Source organism: Pseudomonas putida, from assembly GCF_028682455.1.
GTDB classification, from domain to species: Bacteria; Pseudomonadota; Gammaproteobacteria; order Pseudomonadales; family Pseudomonadaceae; genus Aquipseudomonas; species Aquipseudomonas putida_AA.
Genome location: NZ_JANHLD010000003.1, coordinates 965,277 through 983,547 on the forward strand (window position 1 = coordinate 965,277; position 18,271 = coordinate 983,547).

Genomic DNA, 18,271 nt, shown 5'->3' on the forward strand with positions numbered 1-18,271 from the left:
GCAACACTCCGTCGTCAGGCCATCAACAAATAGATCAATGCAAGAGCGACACCAACCTCATGCCGCGCACCGGGCCACCTGGCATCCTGCCGCGGGCTCGGGTTGGTTGCGTCTCAGCTGGGGGCTGGCCGAGGGTGCATGACGGCACGTTGGCGCTCTTGCTGGAGGAATTTCATGATGATCGGGGCCACGGCTTCGGCCCGGGTGATCAGGAACAAATGACCATCGTCGATTATGTGTAGCTGGGCATTGGGAATACGCCAGGCCAGCAGGCGCATATTGATCAGCGGAATCAGTGGGTCGTCGTCGCCGGCCAGCACCAGGGTGGGCTGCTGGATCTTGTGCAGCCAGTGGATGCTGGTCCAGCCGAGCCCGGCGAACAACTGCCAGTAGTAGCCCAGCTTGCCCGAGGAACGCACCTTGGCGGCATGGGCCATGGCCAGGTCCGGGTCGCGACGAAAGGCACCGCCATAGATCTGCGGTGCGATGCGGATGACATGCGAGGGCTGGATGTAGCGTCGTGGGCTTGCCATCAACCACAGCACCTTGGGCTTGCCCGGCACCATGACCGCGCCAGCGGCGGTGGCGGCCAGCACCAGCTTCTTGCAGCGCTCGGGATAGTCGTGGGCGAACTGCTGGGCCAGGGCTCCGCCCCAGGACACGCCGATGGCGTTGACCTGGCCGTAGTTCAGGTAATCGAGCATGCGGGCGGTGAGCTTGGCCAGCCCGGGAAACCGGTAGGGATGCCTGGGCGTGGATGAGCCGCCCACGCCGGGCACGTCGAAGGCGATGACCTCCAGGTCCGGGTCCAGGGCCTGGATGAACGGGAATACCAGTTCCAGGTTGGCGCCGATGCCATTGAAGATCAGCAAGGGCGTCAAGTGCGGCTTGCCGGGGCGAACCGCGGTGCGGATGGTCTGGCCATCCAGGTCGACGGTCCGGAATAAATACGGTTGCGGCATGCGCGAAGCCCTGTGGTGGGTGAGGCGCCGTGGCCTGGCAGTGGCCACGGCGGTCGGATGGATCAGCGCTCGTGCACGTAGGTACCCGGTGCCGCTTCGGCCGATGGATAGGCCCTGTTGCCTAGCCGTGTCGGCGCTTTCTTGAGCTCGCCGGAGCGTTCGCTCAGCCAGTTCTGCCAATGCAGCCACCAGGAATCGGTGTGCTTGTGGGCATTCTCCTGCCACTCGACGACGCACGCCGGCCGCTCGCTGCTGGTCATGTAGCGCGCCTTGGGGTTGCCTGGCGGATTGAGAATGCTCTGGATATGCCCGCTGTTGGACAGCACGAACTCGACATTGCCACCAAACAACTGGGCCGAGCGGTAGCAGGCCTGCCAGGGCGTGATGTGATCGGTGGTACCGGCCAGGCTGTAGATGTCGGCGGTGACTTTCTTCAGGTCGATCGGCGTTCCGCACACTTCCAGTGCATCGGCACGGGTCAGTGGATTACTTTTGAACATTTCGATCAGGTCGCCATGGAACGCGGCGGGCAGGCGAGTGGTGTCATTGTTCCAGAACAGGATGTCGAACACCGGCGGCTCGTTGCCCAGCAGGTAGTTGTTGACCCAGTAGTTCCAGATCAGGTCATTGGGGCGCATCCAGGCGAACACCTTGGCCATGTCGCGGCCCTCGAGCACACCGGCCTGGTAGGACTGGCGCTTGGCGGACTCGAGCGTCTGCTCGTCCACGAACAGGGCGACCTGGTTATCCAGTGTGGTGTCGAGCACGCTGACCAGCAGGGTCAGGGCATTGACCTTGGTTTCGCCCAGCGCCGCATAGTGGCCCAGCAGCGCGGTGCAGGTGATGCCGCCGGAGCAGGCCCCGAGCATGTTCAGGTCTTTGCTGCCGGTGATCGCCAGGACCACGTCGACGGCTTCCTTGAGGGCATCGATGTAGGTCGAAAGGCCCCATTCGCGCTGGGCCTTGGTCGGGTTGCGCCAGCTGACGATGAAGGTCTGCACGTTGGAGCGCAGGCAGAAACGCGCCAGGCTCTTCTCGGGGCTCAGGTCGAAGACATAGAACTTGTTTATCTGCGGTGGCACCACCATCAGCGGGCGGCCATGGACCTGCTCGGTGATCGGCCGGTACTGGATCAGCTCCAGCACGTCGTTGCGAAACACCACCGCCCCTTCGCTGGTGCCCAGGTTCTTGCCGACCTCGAAGGCATCCATGTTCACCTGGCTGGGCATGCCGCCATTGTTGACCATGTCCTTGGCCAGGTTCGACAGGCCGTCGAGCAGGCTCTTGCCGCCGGTCTCGAAGAAGCGCTTGACCGCTGCCGGGTTGGCCGCCGTGTTGGTCGGCGCCATGGCCTCGGTCATCAGGTTGATGACGAAATGGCCGCGGCTGATGTCCTGGTCGGAGAGGTTGCTGGTATCGATCCAGTCGTGCAGTTCCTTGCGCCAGGCAAGGTAGGTTTGCAGATAGCGGCGATACAGTGGGTTCTGGCTCCAGGCCGGATCGTTGAAGCGACGGTCATCGGTTTCCGGTTGCAGGCCCGACTTGCCGAAGATCACGTCCTTGAGCTCCATGCCGAAATGCGCGACATGCTTGGCACTGTGCAGCGGTTGACGAATGGCCTGGCGCAGCACCATTCGAGCAGAAGTCAGCAAATCCTTGCGGCGCAAGCCGATTACCGGGTTCAGACCCAGGGTGTTTTCCGAGGCTTGGCGCTGCAGGTCATCGTTGTTCTTGTTACTCATCTACGACGCTCCGTTGTCCTGAGACGAGTACCGGCCTGCTGTGCGCGTTACACAGACAAGTGCCCGGTACTGCTGCTCGGGTGACCAGTGATAACGAACTGCGGTCCTGCGGCCGGATGCAAACGACGATGAGCCATGCGGGTTTTTCTGCGTGTGAAGACAGCCTGCTTTCGCTCGCGACCTCTACATTCCGGCCCGACCCTGCGTCGAATTCGATGCAGGGAACTTGCCAGATCCATTGGTTACCCGACTTTTGGGTGTTGCGCAAGACGGCCATTCATTGGCCGTTGAGCAGGCATTCAAGCAGATAGAATTAGAAAATGCGCTCTAAATCCTGGAGGGCCCGGACTAGAGCATCAGCTTGACGATCGACTCGGAAGGATCGCGGGATTTTCCGGCTTTTGCCAGGTCATCCAGGTACTCGGCCCAGAGTTGATCCTGACGCAGGCACAGCTGCTCCAGGTACTCCCAGGTGAACAAGCCGCTGTCGTGGCCGTCATCGAAGGTCAGTTTCAGTGCGTACTGGCCGGCCGGTTCGATCTGCGACAGACCGACGTTGAGCTTGCCGAATTGCAGGATGGGATTGCCGTGGCCCTGGACTTCGGCGGAGGGAGAGTGCACCCGCAGAAACTCGGCAGGGAGGTGATACACCTCGTCAGGCCCGTACGTCAGCGACAGGGTCTTGGAGGCTTTGTGCAGGTTGATACCGCTGGGAAGTCTGGGCATGGAAAATACTCTTGGGCTATCAGCTGCAAGCTACAAGCAACAAGACAGAGCGTCCAGCGCCCGTCTTGCAGCTTGTAGCTTAGCGCTTGCAGCTTTAGAGAATATAGCGCGAGAGGTCTTCGTTCTGCGCCAGTTCGCCCAGGTGGCTGTTGACGTACTCGGCGTCGATGCGAATCGGCGTTTCGTCGTGGGCGCTGGCCAGGTCACCGGCGCTGAACGACACCTCTTCGAGCAGGCGCTCGAGCAAGGTGTGCAGGCGACGGGCACCAATGTTCTCGGTCTTCTCGTTGACCTGCCAGGCGATCTCGGCCAGGCGCTTGATACCTTCGGCGGCGAACTCGATGTTCAGGCCTTCGGTCTTGAGCAGCTCGCGGTATTGCTCGGTGAGCGAAGCGTGGGGCTCGCTGAGGATGCGTTCGAAGTCTTCCGGGCTCAGCGCCTTGAGCTCGACACGGATCGGCAGGCGGCCTTGCAGCTCGGGTACCAGGTCGCTTGGCTTGCTCAGGTGGAACGCACCTGAGGCGATGAACAGGATATGGTCGGTCTTGACCATACCCAGCTTGGTGTTCACCGTGCAGCCTTCGATCAATGGCAGCAGGTCGCGTTGTACGCCTTCACGGGAAACATCGGCGCCGCCGACGTTGCCGCGCTTGGCCACCTTGTCGATCTCGTCGATGAACACGATACCGTGCTGCTCGACGGCTTCCAGGGCCTTGGCCTTGAGCTCTTCCTCGTTGACCAGGCGGCTGGCTTCTTCGTCGCGTACCAGCTTGAGCGCTTCCTTGACCTTGAGCTTGCGGCTCTTGCGCTTGCCCTTGCCCATGTTGGCGAACAGGTTCTGCAGCTGGTTGGTCATCTCTTCCATGCCCGGTGGCGCGGAAATGTCGACGCCCATGGACTCGGCCACTTCGATCTCGATTTCCTTGTCGTCCAGCTGGCCTTCGCGCAGGCGCTTGCGGAACAGCTGGCGGGTGTTGGAGTCCTGGGTGTTGACCTGGTCTTCGTTGAAACCGGTGCGTGCCGGTGGCAGCAGGGCATCGAGGATGCGCTCTTCGGCGGCGTCTTCGGCGCGGTGGCCAACACGGATGATTTCCTGCTCGCGCAGCATCTTGATGGCGGCATCGGCCAGATCACGGATGATCGACTCGACATCGCGGCCCACGTAGCCGACTTCGGTGAACTTGGTCGCTTCGACCTTGATGAACGGCGCATTGGCCAGCTTGGCCAGGCGGCGGGCGATTTCGGTCTTGCCGACGCCGGTCGGGCCGATCATCAGAATGTTCTTGGGCGTGACCTCGACGCGCAGCTCGGCGGGGAGCTGCATGCGGCGCCAGCGGTTGCGCAAGGCGATGGCGACGGCGCGCTTGGCGTCATCCTGGCCAATGATGTGGCGATTTAGTTCGTGGACGATCTCGCGGGGGGTCATGGACATGGTAGTGATGGTCCTTGGGCTCGATAAGTCAGCGTGGAAAAGCCCGGCCACCGGGGCCGGGCGCCAGAACAGCTGAATTACTCGGCCAGGTCCTGCTCCTCGATGGTCAGGTTGTGGTTGGTGAACACACAGATGTCACCGGCGATGTTCAGTGCGGTTTCGGCGATTTCGCGCGCCGAAAGGTCGGTCTTTTGCAGCAGGGCGCGAGCGGCGGCCTGGGCGTAGGCGCCACCAGAGCCCATGGCGATCAGGCCGTCTTCGGGCTCGACCACGTCACCGTTGCCGGTGATGATCAGCGAAGCGTCCTTGTTGGCGACCGCGAGCATGGCTTCCAGACGGCTCAGGGAACGGTCGGTACGCCATTCCTTGGCCAGCTCTACAGCGGCACGGATCAGGTGGCCCTGGTGCTTTTCCAGCTGGCCTTCAAAACGTTCGAACAGGGTGAATGCGTCGGCGGTGGCACCGGCGAAACCGGCGATGACCTGGCCGTGGTACAGGCGACGGACTTTCTTGGCGTTGCCTTTCATCACGGTGTTGCCGAGAGAAACCTGGCCGTCGCCGCCCATGACGACTTTGCCGTGGCGGCGAACTGAAACGATGGTGGTCAAGGGAGAGTCTCCACGCAGCGGGGCGAAAATGCCTGATGCAGACTCATATGGGGGTGCAGGGAAGAATTTCAACCTTGAATGGCAATCGCGGGGCAGCCGAGACGTGGCACCGCCGCTCCTGCAGGTAGGAGCGGCTGCCCCGCGAGTTGTCAGGCCTCGTGGCTGATGTGCCCGTCGACCAGGGTGTAACGCACTGCCCCCGGCAGGCAGTGTCCGATGAACGGGCAGTTGTCGCCCTTGGAGCGCCATTGCTCGCCGGCAACGGTGGAGGCTTTCGGGTCGAACAGCACCAGGTCTGCCGCCCCACCGGCCTTGAGCTGGCCTGCAGGCAGGCGCAGTGCATCGGCCGGGCCGCTGGACAGGCGCGCCAGCAGCGTTGGCAAGTCGAGCAGGCCGTCTTCAACCAGGGTCATGGCCAGTGGCAACAGCAACTCGACACTGCTGATACCCGGCTCGGTTGCGCCGAACGGGGCGAGCTTGGCGTCACGCTCATGGGGCTGGTGGTGGCTGGAGATTGCCTGGATCACCCCGGACTTGACCGCTTCGCGCAGACCGTCACGGTCGGCATGGGTGCGCAGCGGTGGTTGCACGTGGTAGAGGCTGGAGAAGTCGCGTAGCGCTTCGTCGGTGAGGATCAGTTGGTACAGCGCCACGTCGGCGGTGACCGGCAGCCCCAGTTCCTGGGCCTGGGCGATCAAACGGGCACCACGGGCGCTGGTCAGTTGGCTGAAGTGCGCGCGCACGCCGGTCTGTTCCACCAGCAGCAGGTTGCGCGCCAGGGCCACGGTTTCGGCGGTCTCCGGAATGCCCGGCAGGCCGAGGAAACTGGCCATGGCACCCTCGTGGGCCAAGCCACCCTGGGCCAGGTCGCGGTCCTGGGAGTGGAAAATCACGGTCAGATCGAAGGTGGCGGCATATTCCAGGGCGCGGGCCAGGGTGCGGTTGTTGCCAAACGCATTCAGGCCATTGCCGAACGCCACGCAGCCGGCATCGCGCAGGGCGATCAGTTCGGCCAGTTGCTCGCCTTCCAGGCCTTTGCTCAAGGCGCCGATCGGGAAGACCTTGCTGTGGCCGGCTTCGCGGGCGCGGTCGAGGATCAGTTCGGCGACTGCCGAGGTGTCGAGCACCGGCTTGGTCTGCGGCGGGCAGCACAGGCTGGTGACGCCGCCTGCAGCGGCGGCGCGGGTTTCGCTGGCGATGCTGCCCTTGCGGCTGTAGCCCGGCTCGCGCAGGGCCACGTTGAGGTCGACCAGCCCGGGCGCGGCGATCAGGCCGGTGGCATCGATGCTGCGGGCCGGGGTGAAACCGGCCGGTGCTGCCCCCAGGGCGACAATCTTGCCGGCATCGATGTACAGGTCGGTGACCTGGTCCAGGCCGCTGGTTGGATCAATGACCCGGGCGCCGAGAATACTGAGGGTCACTGGGCGTTCTCCTGCTCGAATTGACGTTGGGCGGTCTGCCCGCTCATGGCCATGGACAGCACGGCCATGCGCACGGCGATGCCGTAGGTGACCTGGTTGAGGATCACCGAGTGGGCACCGTCGGCCACTGCCGATTCGATCTCCACGCCGCGGTTGATCGGTCCCGGGTGCATGACGATGGCATCGGGCTTGGCACCGGCCAGGCGGGCGGTGGTCAGGCCGAACAGACGGTAGAACTCGCCTTCGCTGGGCAGCAGGCCGCCCGCCATGCGCTCACGCTGCAGACGCAGCATGATCACCACGTCGACGTCCTTGAGGCCCTGTTCCAGGTCGGTGTAGACCTTCACGCCGTACTGTTCGATACCGATTGGCAGCAGGGTCTTGGGGCCGATGACGCGGATGTCCGGGCAACCGAGGGTCTTCAGGGCGAGCATGTTCGAGCGTGCAACGCGCGAGTGCAGGATGTCGCCGACGATGGCCACCGAGAGGTTTTCGAAACCGCCCTTGTGCCGACGAATGGTCAGCATGTCGAGCATGCCCTGGGTCGGGTGGGCGTGACGGCCGTCGCCACCGTTGATGATCGCCACCTCCGGGCACACGTGCTCGGCGATGAAGTGCGCGGCCCCGGAATCGGCATGGCGCACGACGAACATGTCGGCGGCCATGGCTTCAAGGTTGCGCAGGGTGTCGAACAGGGTTTCGCCCTTGCTGGTCGAGGAGGTCGACACATTCAGGGTGATCACGTCGGCCGACAGCCGCTGGGCTGCCAGTTCGAAGGTGGTACGGGTGCGGGTGGAGTTCTCGAAGAATACGTTGCACACGGTCTTGCCGCGCAACAACGGAACTTTCTTGACGGCCCGGGCGCCGACTTCGAGGAATGAGTCGGCGGTGTCGAGGATTTCGGTCAGCAGTTCGCGGGGCAAACCGTCGAGCGAGAGAAAGTGGCGCAGCTGGCCCTGATCATTGAGCTGCAGCGGGCGCTTGGCGTCGATTGGCGTCATCGCGAGGGACTCTTAAAGTGCGGAAGCGGAGGCGAGGTCCTGGCGCTCGAGGGCGAGCGGTGCGGGTCCGGTCAATTTTACCCGTTCATGGGCAGCCAGCGACAGGGTGGCACCGACCACATTCGGCCGGATCGGCAATTCGCCGGCATCCAGGTCGAGCAGGCAGACCAGGGTAACGCTGGCAGGACGACCGTAGTCGAACAGTTCGTTTAGGGCGGCGCGGATGGTACGACCGCTCATCAGCACGTCATCCACCAGGATCAGGTGCTGGCCTTCGATCTCGAAGGGCAGCTCCGATGGACGCACTTGCGGGTGCAGGCCGTTCTGGCTGAAGTCGTCGCGGTAGAAGGACACGTCGAGGGTACCGAGGGCGGCATCGCTGCCCAGTTCTTCGAGCAGTGCCTGGGCAACCCAGATGCCCCCGGTACGGATACCGATGAAGCGCGGCTCGGTAATGTTACGACGGGTCAGATGGGCACGAAGATCGACGGCCATCTGCCGGATCAGTTCGGCGGGATTGGGTAGGCTCATGCTTGCTCCTCAAGAGGCCGGGAGCATAGCGCTGGCCCGGCTTGAATCCGATGATCTGGGTCAGGACTGCCCGGTATTGGCCTCCAGCCAGCCTTGCAGCAGCAGGGCGGCGGCAATGGCGTCCACCGGGTTGTCGCGGTAACTGCCGCGCTGACCGCCACGGGCCATGCGCTCGCCTTTGGCTTCAAAGGTGGTCAGGCGTTCGTCGTGGGTATGCACGGGCAGGTTGAAGCGGCCATTCAGGCGCCGGGCGAACTTTTCGGCGCGTTCGCTCATTTCACTGGGGGTGCCGTCCATGTTCAGGGGCAGGCCGACCACCAGCGCGTCGGGCATCCACTCCTTGATGAGCTTTTCCACCTGGGTCCAGTCGGGCGTACCGTTCTGGGCCTTGAGGGTGCACAGCTCGCGGGCCTGGCCGGTAATCACCTGGCCGACGGCGACGCCGATCTGGCGACTGCCATAATCGAAGCCCAGCAACAAACGTACTTCACTCATCAGGCGTGCCCCGCCTGGCTGGTGAGCAGGCTCAGGTTGATGCCAAGGCTTGCCGCGGCGGCTGCCAGGCGCTGCTCGCACGCCATGCCGAAGATGATCTCAGGGTCGAACGGGCAGTTCAGCCAGGCGTTGTCGGCCAGCTCTGCTTCCAGTTGCCCTGCTTCCCAGCCGGCGTAGCCGAGGGTGATCAGGCTCTGCTTGGGACCGAAGCCGTCGGCGATGGCGAACAGGATGTCCTGGGAAGTGGACAGCGACATGCCCTCCAGCTCGATGGTGGCCTGGAAGGCCTTGTCGCTGGTGTGCAGCACAAAGCCGCGATCGGTTTGTACCGGACCGCCCATGTAGATCGGTATCTGCATGCAGTCGGCGGGCGGCTCGACGTCGGGTCGCAATTGCTCAAGGATATCGGCCAGGTTCAGGTCTTGCGGCCGATTGACCACCAGCCCCATGGCGCCATTGGCGTTGTGCTCGACGATATAGGTCAAGGTATGCGCGAAGTTCGGGTCGGCCATGTGCGGCATGGCGATCAGGAACTGGTGCTTGAGGTAACTCGGGCTGAGGTTTTTCATGGTTGATAGTGTGGCGTTGGGGCGCCGGACTGACAAGCCTGCTTTTCCCCGCTCCTATAGGAACAAGCAAATCCTGTGGGAGATGGCTTGCCAGCGATGAGGCCAGTGCAGCCTGCCCCTCAAGTGGTGTTTGTATTGCGACCGCATTTGCGGTCAATCGCCGGCGAGTCCGGCTCCCACAAAGTCTGTGCAAAACAGTTGCTCCCACCTGTATCCGTTGCTCGACAGGCGGGCCCCGCGGGCGAAGTTCCAATTCTAAATTGACAGTCAAAGGGTTACTTCAACCACCCCATGTACTCTCCAATGGCCCAAGCCACAATCATCGAAGTCCCGGCGATATTTATAAAACGGCGTTGGAGGACGACTATTTTTTTTAAGCTTTTCGGGAAATTGTCTATATCCGTCTGGTCAGCGCCTCCGTCCCTCAGGAATAGATGCGGCGCCATCAATACAGCGGAAATGGCTCCCAGCATTAACATACGACTAAAGGGGTCACGCCCCAAATATGTTTTGCGAATCTGAATGGCGCGACAGTTCGAAAGGTACGTCAGCATTTCATCCATTTTTGTATAGGCAATGTAAAGCGCGAAGCCTAACGACATAAATATCAGTAGAAAAACAAAAAGCCAAGTCAGGCCATAATAGTAATACATTTCTAATTCCTCAAATCATAAACTATCTCACCTGCGACTTCGCCACCCAACGCGCCCAACTTGCCACCCACTATTGAAGCGCCTGCCACAACCACTAAACCACAAACAAGCAGTCCCACACCCGCACTTCCAGCACCAATGGCTGCACACATCCCAATGGCTGCTTTGCCTGAAACCAATGCGCCGCCCACGACCCCACCTGCCAGCCCGGATGTATTTACTGGCCCTGGCCACGCCGTCGATATGGGCCGCGCGAAGCACCGTGCGGATGATTTCCAGGCGGTCGATATCGGCCAGTGCTCGGTCATCTCCAGCAGCAAACCATACACCCGCCGAATGGCGGGTCTGAATTCACACTGACAGGGCTATTTCAACCACCCCATGTACTCTCCGATGGCCCAAGCTGCAATCATCGAAGTCCCGGAGATATTTATAAAACGGCGTTGGAGGACGACCACCTTTTTTAAGCTTTTCGGGAAATTGTCTATATCCGTCTGGTCCGCGCCTCCGTCCCTCAGGAATAGATGCGGCGCCATCAATACAGCGGAAATGGCTCCCAGCATTAACATGCGACTAAAGGGGTCGCGCCCCAAATATGTTTTGCGAATCTGAATGGCGCGACAGTTCGAAAGGTACGTCAGCATTTCATCCATTTTTGTATAGGCAATGTAAAGCGCGAAGCCTAACGACATTAATATCAGAATGAAAACAATCAGCCAGCTCAAGGAGTAATAGTTGAGCATTATCAATTACTCAGTTCATAAATGTTCTCGCCTAAGTTTTCGCCACCCAGCGTGCCCAGCTTGCCACCCACTGTTGAAGCGCCTGCCACAACCACTAAACCACAAACAAGCAGTCCCACACCCACACTTCCAGCACCAATGGCTGCACACATCCCAATGGCTGCTTTGCCTGAAACCAATGCGCCGCCCACGACCCCACCTACCAGCCCGCCAGCAAACTTTCCACTTTCGGTATATTTGACCTCCCGACACTGCTCTTCACGCCCCACCCGGCACGTTTCCTGGACCTTCAGCGCCGACGCCGAAGCGCCCAGCCCAACGCCAACCCAGCCCCCAGCCCTGATGTATTTACTGGCCCTGGCCACGCCGTCGATATGGGTCGCACAGCCCGGGATACGTCCAGGCCCTCCCGCTTTACTCCAGCGATGAACCAGGCTGCGACTGGAGATGCCCAGGGCACTTTTCAGTTTTGGGTGATCGGGGATGCCCACGCCCTTGCGCAGTAGCGGCCCCAGGCTGTCGTCAAGCTGCGACCACAAGCGTGCGCGCTGGGCAAAAAACTCGGGCGTTCGCAAATGGCCGTGTTGTTGGAAGGTGCGCTGGTGCAGCGTCTCGATCTGCGCCAGGGTGCTTTTCAAGTTATCCAGATGATTGGCGAACACCACTTCACCGATGCCAATGGCTCCGGCACCTTGGGTCAGAAACGATTGGATTTCGTCATGATGACGGGCCATGAAGTCGGCATCATCTGGCGTCAGATCCTCAAGCGCAGCATTCACTTGTTGCGCGGCCGCCATCAGGATGGCTTCTTCACGGGTGCATTGCCGGTTGTCGGGATCACTGAGCACGATCATCTGGCCGGCTTTGATCTGGTCCAGATTGGGATTGAGCGCACGGAACTTGGCGATAACGGCGCGGCTGGGGGAAGTAAACAACGCAGCCTCCAGCTTGTCTGCCGTTGTGCTTTTGAGCACCACATAAAACCCTGGTTCGTGTAGTTGAATGGGCTTCGGCAATCGCTCACTGGAGGAAAATCCCAAGCGGTCAACGGCTGGCTGCGCAGGCTCAGCCACTGTCGTGAGCTGCACACTGGGGGGCGACTTGGGGTTCAGGGAACGGACGAAGCGCACCAAGCGCTCAGGGTCTGGCTCGGATTCCGAACGCGGCAGCGATACTTGCGGACCATAAGGGGAGGGTGCGTTTCTGCGGTCCTGGAGCGAAAGGTCGAACGACTGCTTCACCAGGTAGTGCGCTTCGCGCGAAAAAAATTCTATGCCTTGTTCAGGCGATTTAATGCCGAGTGCTACCTGATCGACAATACGCTTCACGAAATAGGCCACCTGCCGATGGAACTCCATACGCTGCATGCCGTCATGAATGTGCCGGGCGCTGACCGTGCACCCTTGCCCAATCAGCCTGTTACCGGCGCTTTGGACATACCAGATGTCGTAATGGCTTGTTGCTGAAGCCGTGAAGGTGCTGCGTGTGCCAGGTGGGTTCGCCATACGAGTATCTCCCTGAATAGACCAGGCGGTATGGCGGACTATGCATACTTCTGTCCTGCATGACTGTAGGGGGTTTCCGAAAGTTGCCCGGTAGAAGCGGGCTTGCCCCGCGATAGCGATCTGTCAGCGCAGGGCAAGTCCGGTATCAGTTGCTCGACAGGCGGTCGCCGCGGGCGAAGCGCCAGGTGCGGATGATTTCCAGGCGGTCGATATCGGCCAGGTCACCCGTGAACGGTGCAAAGGGGGCCGCCAGCCGCACGATGCGCTGGGCGGCCTGGTCCAGCAGGGGCTGGCCGGATGACTCCAGCACCAACACTTCATACAGCGAGCCGTCGCGGTTGATCGAGACCATCAGCCGCAGGCTGCCGTAGATCTGCTGCCGACGGGCCTCGTCGGGGTAGTTCAGGTTGCCGATGCGCTCGACCTTCTTGCGCCATTCGTCCTTGTACCAGGCCCCCTTGTCGCGCATGGTCGAGGCGGCATTGAGGCGGTGGATGCGCGGGCGCTTGGCGTACAGCTGCTGTTCCTGGGAAAGCTCGGCTTCAAGGCTGGCGATCTGGCTGGAGAGCTGCGAGCTGTCGAAATCAGGAGTGACGGCCTTGGGTTTGGGCTGCGGCTTGACCTCTTTGGGCCGGGTTTCGACTTTTTGCGGTTTGGGTGCCTGGGTCGTAACCACAGCCTTGGGTGGGGCAGGTTGCGGTTGCACTTCAGGCTTGGCCGCCGGGGGTGGCGTCACCTTATTGATCTTGCTGTCCTGGAAGGGCGCAATCTCGGTGGTTTTGGGCACCGCTTTCTTCTCGAGGGTGCCGCTGCCTTGCTGGTTGTCCTGGGCCAGATAGTCAGCCTTCTCGGGCGCTTTTTCGCTTTTGAAGGTGGCCAGGGTTATTTCCATGGTCCGGCGGATTTCTTCAGGCTTGGCAAAGGAAAAGCCCAGGCCAAGGATCAGCGCCAGGTGCACCAGCGCGGCCAGGAACAGGGTAAAACCGAGCCGGTCCGCCGGGCGAACGCGGGGCGGGGTGAATTCGGCAGGGATGTCAGCAGGCAGCGTCATCGGGTATCCAGCAGCCGCAAGGCCGGGGGAGAACCGGCAGAGCGAGGCGCTTCAGGTCAAAATCGACCGGCATGATACCCCACTCTGCGCGGTTGCTTCGCGTCGGCGGTCAGCGCGCCTTGAGCTTGCGATCAATGGCGTCCATCAGTTGCACGCCGATGCGGGTGCCAAAGGCATTGTCGATTTCGCGAATGCAGGTCGGGCTGGTGACGTTGATTTCGGTCAGGTGCTCGCCGATCACGTCGAGGCCGACGAACAGCAGGCCTTTCTCGCGCAGGGTCGGGCCGATCTGTTCGGCGATCCAGCGGTCCCGGTCGGTCAGCGGACGGGCTTCGCCACGGCCGCCGGCGGCCAGGTTGCCACGGGTCTCGCCACTGGCCGGGATGCGCGCCAGGCAGTAGGGCACAGGCTCGCCGTCGATCATCAGGATGCGCTTGTCGCCGTCCTTGATGGCCGGCAAGTAGGCTTGCGCCATGATCTGCTGGGTGCCGTGGAGGGTGAGGGTTTCGAGGATCACCGACAGGTTCGGGTCGCCTGGGCGATGACGGAAGATCGAGGCGCCGCCCATGCCGTCCAGCGGCTTGAGGATGACGTCGCCGTGCTGGGCGGCAAACTCGCGCAGGATATCGGCGCGGCGGCTGACCAGGGTGGGCGGTGTGCATTGCGGGAACAGGGTGGCAAACAGCTTCTCGTTGCAGTCGCGCAGGCTCTGCGGGCGGTTCACCACCAGCACCCCGGCGGCCTCGGCCTGCTCCAGCAGGTAGGTGCTGTAGACAAACTCCATGTCGAAGGGGGGATCCTTGCGCATCAGGATCACGTCCAGCTCGCTCAGGGCGCTGTCCTGTTCGTCCGCAAGCTCGAACCAGTGCTCGGGATCGGCGAATACCTTCAGTGGACGCATCCGCGCGCGGGCAGCGCCTTCGCCCTGGTAGAGGTCTTTCTGCTCCATGTAGAACAGTGACCAGCCGCGCTCCTGGGCGGCAAGCAGCATGGCCAGCGAGCTGTCCTTCTTATAGGAAATGCGCGCAATGGGGTCCATGACAATCCCGAGGCGAACGCTCATGGGCTATATCCTCTAAAGCGGCGGAGGTGCCGCGTTGGCTCAAATGAAAAGTGGCGTCAGGGTGGCGCTCGCCGGCCTGGCGGTCAAGGGAAAAACGCATCCCGGGCGGCGCTGCGGCAGGCCGCGGTGCGGGCCGATGGAATGCACCCACAGAGTGTGCTAAAAATGCCTGGCACGTGGCCTGCACGGCCGTCTACGGCTGCAAGCCACAAGCCATGGGCCACAAGTAAAAGCACGCCACGTACGCCAGCTTTTCTTGCCGCTAGAAACTTGAAGCTTGCCGCTTACAGCGAGCAGCGATGGTAGAGCAATTATGGAACAGCCCGGCGCGGCACTGAAGGTGATGGTGATCGATGATTCGAAGACGATTCGCCGCACCGCCCAAATGTTGCTCAGCGAAGCAGGGTGCGAGGTCATCACGGCCACCGACGGGTTCGACGCCCTGGCCAAGATAGTCGACCAGCATCCGCAGATCATTTTCGTCGACGTGCTGATGCCACGCCTGGACGGCTACCAGACCTGCGCCCTGATCAAACACAACAGCGTCTTCAAGGACACGCCGGTGATTCTGCTGTCGTCCCGCGATGGCCTGTTCGACAAGGCCAGGGGCCGCGTGGTCGGGTCCGATCAATTTTTGACCAAGCCTTTCAGCAAGGAAGAACTGCTGGATGCAATCCGCGCGCATGTGCCCGGGTTCGCCGCAGAAGAACAACACGCACCCTGACGTCGCGCCCCGGCAGCGGCGTCCATTCCTTTGATGGGGAACAGCATGGCTCGAGTTCTGATCGTCGACGATTCGCCGACTGAAATGTACAAGCTCACCGGAATGCTTGAAAAACACGGGCATCAGGTGCTCAAGGCCGAAAACGGCGCCGACGGCGTGGCCCTTGCCCGGCAGGAAAAGCCCGATGCGGTGCTGATGGATATCGTCATGCCCGGCATGAACGGGTTCCAGGCCACCCGGCAGTTGAGCAAGGATGCGCAGACCGCGCACATCCCGGTGATCATCGTCACCACCAAGGATCAGGAAACCGACAAGGTCTGGGGCACGCGCCAGGGCGCCAAGGACTACCTGACCAAGCCTGTGGATGAGGACACCCTGATCCAGAAGCTCAACGACGTACTCAAAGGTTGACCACGCAGCCCATGGGCGAGTCGCTGACGGCCTTCGAGCTGCTGCTGGATATCGACCGGCGTTGCCGGCTGCTGGCGGCCGACCTGCCGTTGCAGGAAACCCGTCTGCAAAGCTGGAGCGGTATCGGCTTTCGTATTGCCGAGCAATGGTTCGTCGCGCCGATGGGCGAGGTGGCCGAGGTGCTGCACGAGCCCCATGTGAGCCGCATCCCCGGGGTCAAGCCCTGGGTGAGTGGGGTGGCCAACCTGCGTGGTCGCCTGCTGCCGGTGATGGACCTGTGCGGCTTTTTTGGCCTGGGCCTGTCGGCACCGCGCAAGCAGCGCCGGGTGCTGGTGCTCGATCATGAAGAGCTGTTTGCAGGGCTGCTGGTCGATGAAGTGCTGGGGCTGCAGCACTTTCCCCTGCACAGCCTGGAGCTGTCGCCACCGTCCCCGTTGCTCAGTGGCGCGGCGCCGTTCGTGCAAGGTCATTTCCAGCGCCAGCGGTGCTGGGCCATTTTCAGTCCGTTGGCCTTGGCCCAGGCGCCGGGTTTTCTCGACGTGGCGTTGTAAAGGAATGCCAGATTCGTGACCACTACCAAGTCGGCTACTTCGACCCAAGGCTCGCGCAGCAGCGCCCGGATCGCGGCGCTGTTCGTCGTTTTGATCCTGTCGATCGTCCTGTTGTTCGCCAACTTTGCCTACCTCAACACCCAGGCCAACTACGACAAGCAGTACATCGGCCATGCCGGTGAGCTGCGGGTGCTGTCCCAGCGTATCGCCAAGAACGCCACCGAGGCCGCGGCCGGCAAGTCCCGAGCGTTCCGGCTGCTGAGCGAGGCGCGCAACGATTTCGAGCAGCGCTGGGGCTACTTGAAAAAAGGCGATGCTGCCACCGGGCTGCCGGCCGCGCCGCCTGCGGTGCGCAACGAAATGGACGCGGTGCTGCGCGACTGGGAAGGCCTGCGCAAGAACACCGATACCATCCTGGCCAGCGAGCAGACCGTGCTGTCGTTGCACCAGGTTGCCGCGACCCTGGCCGAGACCGTGCCGCAACTGCAGGTCGAGTACGAAAAGGTGGTGGAGATCCTGCTGCAGAGCGGGGCGCCCGCCAGCCAGGTGGCGGTGGCCCAGCGCCAGTCGCTGCTTGCCGAGCGTATTCTGGGCTCGGTCAACACGGTACTGGCCGGGGATGACACCGCCGTGCAGGCGGCCGACGCCTTCGGTCGCGATGCCAGTCGTTTCGGCCAGGTGCTCGACGGCATGCTCGGCGGCAACCCGACGCTGCAGATCACCCGTGTCCAGGACCCTGACGCCCGGGCGCGGCTGGCTGAAATTGCCGAGCTGTTCCAGTTCGTCGCCGGCTCCGTGGACGAAATCCTGGAAACCTCGCCGGAGTTGTTCCGGGTCCGCGAGGCGGCCGGTAGTATCTTCAACCAGTCGCAGACCCTGCTCGATGAAGCGTCGCGCCTGGCCAACGGTTTCGAGAATCTTGCCAGCGGGCGCACCCTCGATACGGTCGGCGGCTATGTGCTGGGCTTGCTGGCGCTGGCCTCGATCATCCTGATCGGCCTGGTGATGGTTCGCGAAACCCACCGGCAATTGCGCGAAACGGCGGAAAAGAACGAACGCAACCAGCAGGCCATCATGCGCCTGCTCGATGAAATCGAAGACTTGGCCGATGGCGACCTGACCGTGACGGTGTCGGTGACCGAAGACTTCACCGGGGCCATCGCCGACTCGATCAACTATTCCATCGACCAACTGCGCGACCTGGTCGCGACCATCAACCTCAGCGCCGAGGAAGTGGCCGCTGCCGTGCAGGACACCCAGAACACCGCGCACCAACTGGCCAAGGCCTCGGAGCACCAGGCCGAGCAGATCAGCGAGGCATCGGTGGCGGTGGGCGACATGGCCGAGTCCATCGACCGGGTATCTACCCATGCCTATGAGTCGGCCAAGGTGGCCGAGCGTTCGGTGGCCATCGCCAACAAGGGCAACGAGGTGGTGCACAACACCATCCACGGCATGGACAATATTCGCGAGCAGATCCAGGACACGGCCAAGCGGATCAAGCGCCTGGGCGAGTCGTCGCAGGAGATCGGCGATATCGTCAGCCTGATCGACGACATTGCCGACCAGACTAACATCCTGGCCCTCAACGCGGCGATCCAGGCTTCCTTGGCCGGCGAGGCAGGCCGCGGCTTTGCCGTGGTCGCCGACGAAGTGCAGCGCCTGGCCGAACGTTCATCGTCGGCTACCCGCCAGATCGAGGCGCTGGTGCGCACCATCCAGGCCGACACCAACGAGGCGGTGATCTCCATGGAGCAAACCACGGCCGAAGTGGTGCGGGGTGCGCGCCTGGCACAGGATGCCGGCGTGGCCCTGGCGGAGATCGAAGGGGTTTCGCAGACCCTGGCCGAGCTGATCCACAGCATCTCCGATGCCGCCCAGCTGCAGACCTCATCGGCCGGGCAGATCTCGCATACGATGGCAGTCATCCAGCAGATCACCTCACAGACGTCGGCAGGCTCCAGCGCGACCGCCGAAAGCATTGGCGACCTGGCTCGCATGGCCAGCGAAATGCGCCGCTCGGTGTCCGGCTTCACGCTGCCACCGACGCCGCCACGTTGAGCGCGCGCCAGTGAGCATGGCA

At 62.2% G+C, this 18,271-nt stretch carries 19 protein-coding genes; 4 read left to right on the plus strand and 15 right to left on the minus strand.

All coding sequences use genetic code 11. The annotated features are described in order from the left end of the window. Positions 1 to 113: 113 nt before the first annotated feature. From phaZ to gshB, 15 genes are all read right to left on the minus strand, one after another. Positions 114 to 962: a poly(3-hydroxyalkanoate) depolymerase gene (gene phaZ, locus NPS58_RS21545; protein ID WP_274117294.1), complete on the minus strand. Its 849-nt coding sequence runs from the start codon at positions 960 to 962 to the stop codon at positions 114 to 116. A gap of 62 nt (positions 963 to 1,024) precedes the next feature. Then, entirely contained in the window at positions 1,025 to 2,704 is a 1,680-nt protein-coding gene (gene phaC, locus NPS58_RS21550) for a class II poly(R)-hydroxyalkanoic acid synthase (protein ID WP_274117295.1), read from the minus strand. A gap of 348 nt (positions 2,705 to 3,052) precedes the next feature. Further along, on the minus strand, positions 3,053 to 3,430 hold the full coding sequence (locus NPS58_RS21555) for a DUF971 domain-containing protein (RefSeq protein ID WP_274117296.1): 378 nt from the start codon (positions 3,428 to 3,430) through the stop codon (positions 3,053 to 3,055). Positions 3,431 to 3,524: 94 nt separating this feature from the next. Continuing rightward, a complete protein-coding gene (gene hslU / locus NPS58_RS21560; RefSeq protein ID WP_274117297.1) occupies positions 3,525 to 4,862 on the minus strand; it encodes an ATP-dependent protease ATPase subunit HslU in 1,338 nt (445 codons plus the stop codon). Between the two features lie 77 nt (positions 4,863 to 4,939). Beyond that, positions 4,940 to 5,470, minus strand: a complete 531-nt coding sequence (gene hslV / locus NPS58_RS21565; protein ID WP_028945572.1) for an ATP-dependent protease subunit HslV — start codon at positions 5,468 to 5,470, stop codon at positions 4,940 to 4,942. 149 nt (positions 5,471 to 5,619) lie between these two features. Beyond that, positions 5,620 to 6,891, minus strand: coding sequence for a dihydroorotase (locus NPS58_RS21570; protein WP_274117298.1), 1,272 nt, complete (start codon positions 6,889 to 6,891; stop codon positions 5,620 to 5,622). After that, on the minus strand, positions 6,888 to 7,892 hold the full coding sequence (locus NPS58_RS21575; RefSeq protein ID WP_010221491.1) for an aspartate carbamoyltransferase catalytic subunit: 1,005 nt from the start codon (positions 7,890 to 7,892) through the stop codon (positions 6,888 to 6,890). Before NPS58_RS21575 ends, NPS58_RS21570 begins: the two co-directional genes overlap by 4 nt. A 12-nt stretch (positions 7,893 to 7,904) precedes the next feature. Next, entirely contained in the window at positions 7,905 to 8,423 is a 519-nt protein-coding gene (gene pyrR / locus NPS58_RS21580; protein WP_274117299.1) for a bifunctional pyr operon transcriptional regulator/uracil phosphoribosyltransferase PyrR, read from the minus strand. A 60-nt stretch (positions 8,424 to 8,483) separates the two neighbouring features. Then, positions 8,484 to 8,918: a Holliday junction resolvase RuvX gene (gene ruvX, locus NPS58_RS21585; protein WP_425313090.1), complete on the minus strand. Its 435-nt coding sequence runs from the start codon at positions 8,916 to 8,918 to the stop codon at positions 8,484 to 8,486. Beyond that, positions 8,918 to 9,487: a YqgE/AlgH family protein gene (locus NPS58_RS21590; RefSeq protein WP_274117300.1), complete on the minus strand. Its 570-nt coding sequence runs from the start codon at positions 9,485 to 9,487 to the stop codon at positions 8,918 to 8,920. Before NPS58_RS21590 ends, ruvX begins: the two co-directional genes overlap by 1 nt. Before the next feature lie 275 nt (positions 9,488 to 9,762). Further along, complete coding sequence (locus tag NPS58_RS21595; protein WP_274117301.1) at positions 9,763 to 10,140, minus strand: hypothetical protein; 378 nt, start codon at positions 10,138 to 10,140, stop codon at positions 9,763 to 9,765. Between the two features lie 365 nt (positions 10,141 to 10,505). Further along, complete coding sequence (locus NPS58_RS21600) at positions 10,506 to 10,883, minus strand: hypothetical protein (protein WP_274117302.1); 378 nt, start codon at positions 10,881 to 10,883, stop codon at positions 10,506 to 10,508. Between the two features lie 2 nt (positions 10,884 to 10,885). After that, positions 10,886 to 12,388 carry a hypothetical protein gene (locus tag NPS58_RS21605; RefSeq protein WP_274117303.1) on the minus strand — a complete coding sequence of 501 codons (1,503 nt, stop codon included), beginning with the start codon at positions 12,386 to 12,388 and terminating at the stop codon, positions 10,886 to 10,888. Positions 12,389 to 12,533: 145 nt separating this feature from the next. Beyond that, positions 12,534 to 13,439, minus strand: a complete 906-nt coding sequence (locus NPS58_RS21610; RefSeq protein ID WP_274117304.1) for an energy transducer TonB — start codon at positions 13,437 to 13,439, stop codon at positions 12,534 to 12,536. A 109-nt stretch (positions 13,440 to 13,548) separates the two neighbouring features. Then, entirely contained in the window at positions 13,549 to 14,502 is a 954-nt protein-coding gene (gene gshB, locus NPS58_RS21615) for a glutathione synthase (protein WP_274117305.1), read from the minus strand. A gap of 313 nt (positions 14,503 to 14,815) precedes the next feature. On the opposite strand from gshB, the gene pilG reads away from it, so the two are divergent. The 4 genes from pilG to NPS58_RS21635 are packed head-to-tail and all read left to right on the plus strand — an operon-like array spanning position 14,816 to position 18,249. After that, entirely contained in the window at positions 14,816 to 15,226 is a 411-nt protein-coding gene (pilG, locus tag NPS58_RS21620) for a twitching motility response regulator PilG (RefSeq protein WP_133211362.1), read from the plus strand. A gap of 45 nt (positions 15,227 to 15,271) precedes the next feature. Then, positions 15,272 to 15,637 carry a twitching motility response regulator PilH gene (gene pilH / locus NPS58_RS21625; RefSeq protein WP_274117306.1) on the plus strand — a complete coding sequence of 122 codons (366 nt, stop codon included), beginning with the start codon at positions 15,272 to 15,274 and terminating at the stop codon, positions 15,635 to 15,637. Then, complete coding sequence (locus NPS58_RS21630; RefSeq protein ID WP_274117307.1) at positions 15,634 to 16,188, plus strand: chemotaxis protein CheW; 555 nt, start codon at positions 15,634 to 15,636, stop codon at positions 16,186 to 16,188. Before pilH ends, NPS58_RS21630 begins: the two co-directional genes overlap by 4 nt. A gap of 15 nt (positions 16,189 to 16,203) precedes the next feature. Continuing rightward, positions 16,204 to 18,249 (plus strand): methyl-accepting chemotaxis protein, encoded by a 2,046-nt coding sequence (locus tag NPS58_RS21635; protein ID WP_274117308.1) that lies wholly within the window; start codon positions 16,204 to 16,206, stop codon positions 18,247 to 18,249. Positions 18,250 to 18,271 lie beyond the last annotated feature (22 nt).

What these genes read in the sequence shown, in the direction of transcription:
- ruvX (WP_425313090.1), bottom strand. Translation starts at nt 8,918, where the DNA reads ATGAGTGAAGTACGTTTGTTGCTGGGCTTCGATTATGGCAGTCGCCAG.
- NPS58_RS21595 (WP_274117301.1), bottom strand. Translation starts at nt 10,140, where the DNA reads ATGTATTACTATTATGGCCTGACTTGGCTTTTTGTTTTTCTACTGATA.
- NPS58_RS21575 (WP_010221491.1), bottom strand. Translation starts at nt 7,892, where the DNA reads ATGACGCCAATCGACGCCAAGCGCCCGCTGCAGCTCAATGATCAGGGC.
- NPS58_RS21590 (WP_274117300.1), bottom strand. Translation starts at nt 9,487, where the DNA reads ATGAAAAACCTCAGCCCGAGTTACCTCAAGCACCAGTTCCTGATCGCC.
- NPS58_RS21610 (WP_274117304.1), bottom strand. Translation starts at nt 13,439, where the DNA reads ATGACGCTGCCTGCTGACATCCCTGCCGAATTCACCCCGCCCCGCGTT.
- NPS58_RS21600 (WP_274117302.1), bottom strand. Translation starts at nt 10,883, where the DNA reads ATGCTCAACTATTACTCCTTGAGCTGGCTGATTGTTTTCATTCTGATA.
- pilH (WP_274117306.1), top strand. Translation starts at nt 15,272, where the DNA reads ATGGCTCGAGTTCTGATCGTCGACGATTCGCCGACTGAAATGTACAAG.
- pyrR (WP_274117299.1), bottom strand. Translation starts at nt 8,423, where the DNA reads ATGAGCCTACCCAATCCCGCCGAACTGATCCGGCAGATGGCCGTCGAT.
- NPS58_RS21605 (WP_274117303.1), bottom strand. Translation starts at nt 12,388, where the DNA reads ATGGCGAACCCACCTGGCACACGCAGCACCTTCACGGCTTCAGCAACA.
- hslU (WP_274117297.1), bottom strand. Translation starts at nt 4,862, where the DNA reads ATGTCCATGACCCCCCGCGAGATCGTCCACGAACTAAATCGCCACATC.
- phaC (WP_274117295.1), bottom strand. Translation starts at nt 2,704, where the DNA reads ATGAGTAACAAGAACAACGATGACCTGCAGCGCCAAGCCTCGGAAAAC.
- NPS58_RS21555 (WP_274117296.1), bottom strand. Translation starts at nt 3,430, where the DNA reads ATGCCCAGACTTCCCAGCGGTATCAACCTGCACAAAGCCTCCAAGACC.
- phaZ (WP_274117294.1), bottom strand. Translation starts at nt 962, where the DNA reads ATGCCGCAACCGTATTTATTCCGGACCGTCGACCTGGATGGCCAGACC.
- gshB (WP_274117305.1), bottom strand. Translation starts at nt 14,502, where the DNA reads ATGAGCGTTCGCCTCGGGATTGTCATGGACCCCATTGCGCGCATTTCC.
- pilG (WP_133211362.1), top strand. Translation starts at nt 14,816, where the DNA reads ATGGAACAGCCCGGCGCGGCACTGAAGGTGATGGTGATCGATGATTCG.